The following is a 7,217-nucleotide window of genomic DNA, read 5'->3' on the forward strand; positions in this document are numbered from 1 at the left end:
CCGCGGCTCCGGCGCCCGCGACCGGCGACGCCGGCCGGCGGGAGCCCGCTCGGCCGCGGGCAGCTGGCGGCGGATCGTTCCGCAGGCCCTGGTCGTCGCGTTCCTGGCCGGCGGCACGACCGCCTTCGTCGCCACCGACAAGGCGGTACGACTCACCGTCGACGGGGTCCCGCAGAGGCTGCACACCTTCGCCGACGACGTCGGCGGACTGCTCGCCGCCGAAAGGCTCGGCGTGGGCCCCCACGACCTCGTCGCCCCGGCCAGGAGAGCGGCCCTGAAGGACGGAGACGAGATCATCGTCCGCTACGGCCGCCCGCTGCGCCTGACCCTGGACGGGCAGCGGCGCGAGGTGTGGACCACCGCCCGCACCGTGGACGGCGCCCTGCGCCAGCTCGGGATCCGCGCCGAAGGCGCCTACCTCTCCACCCCCCGCACCGCCCCCGTCCCGCGCACCGGCCTGGCCCTCGCCGTCCGCACCGAGCGCAGCATCACCTTCATGGCGGACGGTCGCGAGAACGCCATCCGCACCAACGCCGCCACCGTCCAAGAGGCCCTCGACCAGGCCGGGATCACCCTCCACGGCCAGGACACCACCTCGGTGCCCCCCGACGCCTTCCCCCGCGACGGCATGACCGTCACCGTGCTGCGGATCACCGGCACCCGCGAGGTCCGCGAGGAGCGCATCCCGTACGCGACCGAGAAGGTCAAGGACCCCGCCCTCTTCGCCGGCACCGAAGTCGTCGAACGCTCCGGGCGGCCCGGCGCGCGCAGGGTCACGTACGGCCTGCGCACCGTGAACGGCGTCCGGCAAAAGCCCCGCCGGATCGCCGAGGAGACCGTGCGCGAACCGGTCACCCAGCTCGTCAAGGTCGGCACCAGGCCGCTGCCGAGCTCGGTGGCGGGCGCGGACGGCCTCGACTGGGGCGCGCTGGCCCGGTGCGAGTCCGGCGGCCGGCCCGGCGCCACCGACCCTTCGGGGACCTACGGCGGGCTGTACCAGTTCGACGTCCAGACCTGGCAGTCCCTCGGCGGCAGCGGCCGCCCCCAGGACGCACCGGGCCAGGAGCAGACCTACCGCGCGAAGAAGCTCTACGTGCAGCGGGGGGCGAGTCCGTGGCCGCACTGCGGCCGTACCCTTTATCGGTGAGCACAGCAGAGCAGCAGCCCGAGCCCTCGTCCGAGACCGCGCCCGCGGCAGCGCCCGAAACCTCCGCCCTCCTCGGCGCGGCCGACATCCGGGAGCTGGCCGCCGTACTCGGCGTACGGCCGACGAAGCAGAAGGGCCAGAACTTCGTCATCGACGCCAACACGGTGCGCCGCATCGTGCGCACCGCCGAGGTCCGGCCCGACGACGTGGTCGTCGAGGTCGGTCCCGGCCTGGGCTCGCTGACGCTCGCGCTGCTGGAGGCCGCCGACCGGGTCGTCGCCGTGGAGATCGACGACATCCTGGCCGCCGCGCTGCCCGCGACCATCGAGGCGCGGATGCCCGGGCGCAAGGACCGCTTCGCGCTGGTCCACTCCGACGCGATGCTGGTCAAGGAACTGCCCGGCCCGCCGCCGACCGCGCTCGTCGCGAACCTCCCGTACAACGTGGCCGTGCCGGTGCTGCTGACCATGCTCGACCGCTTCCCGAGCATCGAGCGGACCCTGGTGATGGTGCAGGCGGAGGTCGCCGACCGGCTCGCCGCCAAGCCCGGCAACAAGGTCTACGGAGTTCCCTCCGTCAAGGCCAACTGGTACGCGGACGTCAAGCGGGCCGGCTCCATCGGCCGCAACGTCTTCTGGCCCGCGCCGAACGTCGACTCCGGGCTCGTCTCACTGGTGCGCCGGGCGGAGCCGGTGAAGACCACCGCCACCAAGTCCGAGGTCTTCGCCGTCGTCGACGCGGCCTTCGCGCAGCGCCGCAAGACGCTGCGCGCGGCGCTGTCCGGCTGGGCCGGTTCGGCGCCGGGCGCGGAAGCCGCGCTGGTCGCGGCCGGCGTCTCGCCGCAGGCCCGCGGCGAATCCCTGACCGTCGAGGAGTTCGCGGCGATCGCCGAGCACAAGCCGGCGCCGCAGAGGCCCGCCCTGTGAGCGCGAGCGTGACGGTACGGGTCCCCGCGAAGGTCAACGTCCAGCTCGCGGTGGGCGCGGCCCGGCCGGACGGCTTCCACGACCTGGCGAACGTCTTCCTGGCGGTCTCGCTGTACGACGAGGTCACCGCGACCGCCTGCGACTCCCTCACGGTGACCTGCGAGGGCCGGGACGCGGACCAGGTCCCCCTGGACCGTACGAACCTGGCCGCGCGGGCGGCGCAGATGCTGGCGGCCCGGGCCGGCCTGGCCCCCTCCGTCCACCTCCACATCGCGAAGAACATCCCCGTGGCCGGCGGCATGGCGGGCGGCAGCGCGGACGGCGCGGCGGCCCTGCTGGCCTGCGACGCGCTGTGGGGCCTGGACACCCCGGTGGAAGACCTCCTCCCCCTCTGCGCGGAGCTGGGCAGCGACGTGCCGTTCAGCCTGGTCGGCGGGGCGGCGCTCGGTACCGGCCGCGGGGAGATCCTGACCCCGGTGGCGGCCGGCCCCTTCCACTGGGTGTTCGCGGTCGCCGACGGCGGGCTGTCGACCCCGGCGGTGTTCCGCGAGTTCGACCGCCTCGCCGAGGGGCGCGAGATCCCCGTCCCGCAGGCCTCCCCGGCCCTCCTGGCGGCCCTGGCCTCCGGTGACCCGGACGCCCTGGCCGCGACCCTCGCCAACGACCTCCAGCCCGCGGCCCTGTCGCTGCGGCCCTCGCTGGCCGACACCCTCGCCGCGGGCACGGACGCCGGCGCCCTGGCCGCGCTGGTATCCGGCTCGGGCCCCACGACGGCCTTCCTGGTCCGCGACCCGGAAGCGGCGTCCAAGGTGGCGGCCGCCCTGGAAGCCTCGGCGACGTGCCGCAGCACCCACACGGCCACGAGCCCGGCCCTTGGCGCGAGAGTCCTTTCCTGAGCCTGATACGGGTCCAGGCTGAGGGAGACCGGACGAGTGATGCGGGAGGCGCTTCAATGACCGAGCAGGCCGTGACGGGCAGGCCCCTCATTCGCCGCCGCGTGCCGCGAGGCCGCCGCGTGAGCGACGGGTGGGTCGGTCGTCCGCGTGATCCGGCTCGGCTGACGGTCGTCCTCAAGGCGGCTGAGCAGCAGGTGCCCGTAAGGTCCCTCGCCGCCCTCGGCACCGGGCCCTGCCTGCTCGCCCTCCCGGTCACCCCCGCGCGCCGCGATCGCGACGGTGCTCGCCGGCCGGCTGCTGGGGGAACGGTCGGGCACTTCGCGGAGGGTTAGGCTGGGGGCTGATCCACACCCCTTCCCTGGAGCGCTCCTGATGGCCGTCAATCTGGTCAATGTCGAGGCAGTCGGCAAGGTGTACGGAACCCGTGCCCTGCTAGACGGCATTTCCCTCGGCGTATCCGAGGGGGACCGGATCGGTGTCGTCGGCCGCAACGGCGACGGCAAGACCACCCTCATCCGCATGCTCGCCAAGCTGGAGGAGCCCGACACCGGCCGGGTCACCCAGAACAGCGGCCTGCACATGGGCGTCCTCACCCAGCACGACTCCCTGGACCCCAAGGCCACCGTCCGGCACGAGATCATCGGCGACATGGCCGACCACGAATGGGCCGGCAACGCCAAGGTCCGCGACGTGCTGACCGGACTCTTCGGCGGCCTCGACCTGCCCGGCTTCGGGCAGGGCCTCGACACCGTCATCGGCCCGCTCTCCGGCGGCGAGCGCCGCCGCATCGCGCTCGCCAAGCTCCTCATCGCCGACCAGGACCTCCTCGTCCTCGACGAGCCCACCAACCACCTCGACGTCGAGGGCATCTCCTGGCTGGCCAAGCACCTCCAGGAGCGCCGCTCCGCGCTCGTCTGCGTCACCCACGACCGGTGGTTCCTCGACCAGGTCTGCACCCGCATGTGGGACGTCCAGCGCGGTGACGTCCACGAGTACGAGGGCGGCTACAGCGACTACGTCTTCGCCCGCGCCGAGCGCGACCGCATCGCCGCCACCGAGGAGTCCAAGCGGCAGAACCTGATGCGCAAGGAGCTGGCGTGGCTGCGCCGCGGCGCTCCCGCCCGGACCTCCAAGCCGCGCTACCGCATCGAGGCCGCCAACGAGCTGATCGCCGACGTGCCGCCGCCGCGCGACAAGTCCGAGCTGATGAAGTTCGCCAACGCCCGTCTCGGCAAGACGGTCTTCGACCTCGAGGACGTCACCGTCCAGGCCGGCTCCAAGACCCTCCTCAAGCACCTCACCTGGCACCTGGGCCCCGGTGACCGTGTCGGTCTCGTCGGCGTCAACGGCGCCGGCAAGACCTCCCTGCTGCGCGCCCTCGCCGAGGCCGCCCGCACCCAGGGCGAGGTCCAGCCGGCCGCCGGGTCCGTGACCGTCGGCAAGACCGTCAAGCTGGCCTACCTCTCCCAGGAGGTGGGCGAGCTCGACCCGTCGCTGCGGGTCCTGGAGGCCGTCCAGCGCGTGCGCGACCGGGTCGACCTCGGCCAGGGCCGCGAGATGACGGCGGGCCAGCTGTGCGAGCAGTTCGGCTTCACCAAGGAGAAGCAGTGGACGCCCGTCGGCGACCTCTCCGGCGGCGAGCGGCGCCGGCTGCAGATCCTGCGGCTGCTGATGGACGAGCCCAACGTCCTCTTCCTCGACGAGCCCACCAACGACCTCGACATCGAGACCCTGACCCAGCTGGAGGACCTCCTCGACGGCTGGCCCGGATCGCTGATCGTGATCTCCCACGACCGGTTCTTCATCGAGCGCACCACCGACACGGTGATGGCGCTGCTCGGCGACGCGAGCCTGCGGATGCTGCCGCGCGGCCTGGACGAGTACCTGGAGCGCCGCCAGAAGATGATCGACGCGGCCGCCCCGGCGCCCGCGCCCTCCACGGGCAAGTCCTCGGCGTCCGGGGACGCGCGCGCCGCGAAGAAGGAGCTGCAGAAGATCGAGCGGCAGCTCAACAAGATGTCGGACCGCGAGAGCAGCTTGCACGCGCAGATCGCCGAGCACTCCACCGACTTCGACAAGGTCGCCAAGCTCGACACCGAGCTCCGGGAACTCATCTCGAACCGGGACGAGTTGGAGATGCGCTGGCTGGAGCTCGCCGAAGAGGCGTGAGTTCCGGGGGCCCGGGCCCCAACCGGCCTGATAACGGGGGCATCACGGGCCGGTCCTCCCTTGGGAACAGGGGGCGGACCGGCCCGGCGCATACGCGCCGGCAGTGATAGAAAGGGCAGTCTCCGACCACCCGAAGCCGAAGGTATGCGCTGATGACCGAGCCGCCCCAGCCGCCGAACCAGCCGCCGACACCTTCCGGTTACGGCCACCTCCCCGGGCCGCCGCAGCCCGGGTACGGTTATCCGCCGCAAGGCGAGAACCCGTACGCCCAGCAGCCCCAGGGCCAGCCCCAGGACCAGCCCCAGGGCCCGTACCCGCAGCAGCCCCCGCAATCCCAGCCGCCGCAGGGCCCGTACGGCCAGCAGCCGCCCGGGGGTTACGGCTTCCCGCCGCCGCCCCCCGGCATGCCGCCGATGCCGTACCAGCAGCCCGGACCGCCCGCCAAGGCGAACAAGAAGGCCGCCGCACTGATCGCGGCGGCCGTCGCCGGCGTGCTCGTCCTCGCCACCGGCGGCTACTTCCTCTTCGCCGGGGACGGGGGCAAGGGCGAGGACCACCCCGTCGCGCAGGACTCCACGGCCCCGACCGACGACAAGGCCTCCCCGTCCGCCTCCGTCGACAAGGGCGACGGAAGCGGCAACGGCGGCGGCGAGAAGGAAGACCTCAACGCCGGGCGCAAGCAGGGCGAGGACAAGGTCCTCTGGTTCAAGACCAGCAAGATCGACGGCCCCGGCTCCGGAGTGGACTCCAAGGGCCAGTGGATCGTCGGCGACACCGTGGTCAAGACCCTCTGGAAGTCGGTCACCGGCTACGGCGTCGCGGACGGCAAGGAGAAGTGGACCCTCACCCTCCCCACCGTGATCTGCGGGGTCACCGACCAGAGCACGGACGGCAAGACCGTCGTCATGTACAAGGACGGCGAATCCGACAGCGCCCACTGCAACCAGATGCGGATGATCGACCTCAAGAACGGCAAGGAGGGGTGGTCGCACGAGGTGCCGAAGGAAGGCCTCTTCGACATCTTCACCACCCCGGAGCTCGCCCTCACCGGCGACGCCCTCGTCGTCAACCGGATGGGCACGACCAGCGCCTTCAAGGTCAGCACCGGCGACAAGCTCTTCGACAACAAGCGGACCGAAGGCTGCCAGCCCGGCGACTTCGCCGCCGGCAACGGCAAGATGATCGCCATCGCCACCTGCCAGGACGCCGACCGCACCGTCCAGGTCATGGACGCCGACCCGGCCACCGGCAAGAACACCTGGACCTACAAGCTCCCCAAGGGCTTCACGGTCAAGACCATCTACTCCCTGGACCCGATCGTCCTGGACCTCGGCAACTCCGAGAAGAAGGAACGCTCCATCGTGGTCCTGGGCCCCGACGGCCAGCAGCGCACGACCGTCTCCGGCGACGGCAGCTTCCCGTCCGGCTGCGGAGGCACCTTCGACCGGTCCCTCCAGAGCTGCGGGACCTCCTACGTCGACGCGAACACCCTCTACCTGCCCACCGCGGCCGAGGCCGGCAAGGCCAACGAGATCGTCGCCTTCGACCTGACCACGGGCAAGGAGAAGTGGCGCAGCCCGGCCGGAGAGGGCCGCACCCTCACCCCGCTCAAGGCGGCCGACGGCCAGGTCTTCGTCTACCGCAAGGCGGAGTACGACAAGGGCGGCGAGGTCCTGACCATCCCGGCCGGCGGCGGCACGCCCACGGCGGTCCTGCGCAACCCCTCCGGCCCGGCGGCCCCCGTGGAGAGCTCCTTCTACTCCCCGAACGTCGACTACGCGGACGGCCGGCTCTTCGTCTCGGCCTCGCACCTGCTCGCCCGGAACAAGGACGAGAAGCTCCTGATGGTCTTCGGCAAGTGAGCGGTTCCAGCGATCCCGCCGTGAACGATCCCCTGTGAACGAGTCCGTCGCGAACGAGTCCGCCGAGCAGCCCACCGAGAGGCAGTAAGCACAGATGAGTACCCCGCCGCCCCCCAGCCAGCCGCCGTCCGGCGGCTTCGGCGCGCCGCAGGATCCCCCGCAGGGCGGCTTCGGCGCACCCCCGCCGGCGCCGCCCGCCGCGCCGGCCGTGCCGCCC

5 protein-coding genes are annotated in these 7,217 nt (G+C 72.5%); all 5 read left to right on the forward strand.

Translation table 11 applies throughout. The features are described 5' to 3' along the window. Positions 1–1,147 (forward strand): resuscitation-promoting factor (locus J7E97_RS31255; protein ID WP_215034302.1); only part of this gene is annotated, 1,147 nt, incomplete at its 5' end. Next, a complete protein-coding gene (gene rsmA / locus J7E97_RS31260; RefSeq protein WP_215034304.1) occupies positions 1,144–2,073 on the forward strand; it encodes a 16S rRNA (adenine(1518)-N(6)/adenine(1519)-N(6))-dimethyltransferase RsmA in 930 nt (309 codons plus the stop codon). The genes J7E97_RS31255 and rsmA, both read left to right, overlap by 4 nt. Then, entirely contained in the window at positions 2,070–2,969 is a 900-nt protein-coding gene (locus J7E97_RS31265) for a 4-(cytidine 5'-diphospho)-2-C-methyl-D-erythritol kinase (RefSeq protein ID WP_215034306.1), read from the forward strand. Before rsmA ends, J7E97_RS31265 begins: the two co-directional genes overlap by 4 nt. 372 nt (positions 2,970–3,341) lie before the next feature. Further along, the gene (locus tag J7E97_RS31270) at positions 3,342–5,138 is read left to right on the forward strand and encodes an ABC-F family ATP-binding cassette domain-containing protein (RefSeq protein ID WP_215034308.1); all 1,797 of its coding nucleotides are present in this window, start codon (positions 3,342–3,344) and stop codon (positions 5,136–5,138) included. 152 nt (positions 5,139–5,290) lie between these two features. Next, positions 5,291–7,000, forward strand: a complete 1,710-nt coding sequence (locus J7E97_RS31275) for a PQQ-binding-like beta-propeller repeat protein (protein ID WP_215034310.1) — start codon at positions 5,291–5,293, stop codon at positions 6,998–7,000. Positions 7,001–7,217: the final 217 nt, after the last annotated feature.

Source organism: Streptomyces sp. ISL-66 (assembly GCF_018614135.1).
Taxonomy (GTDB): Bacteria; Actinomycetota; Actinomycetes; order Streptomycetales; family Streptomycetaceae; genus Streptomyces.

Excerpts from the sequence above, each read along its gene's own strand:
- J7E97_RS31270 (WP_215034308.1), top strand. The coding sequence starts at position 3,342 with ATGGCCGTCAATCTGGTCAATGTCGAGGCAGTCGGCAAGGTGTACGGA.
- J7E97_RS31275 (WP_215034310.1), top strand. The coding sequence starts at position 5,291 with ATGACCGAGCCGCCCCAGCCGCCGAACCAGCCGCCGACACCTTCCGGT.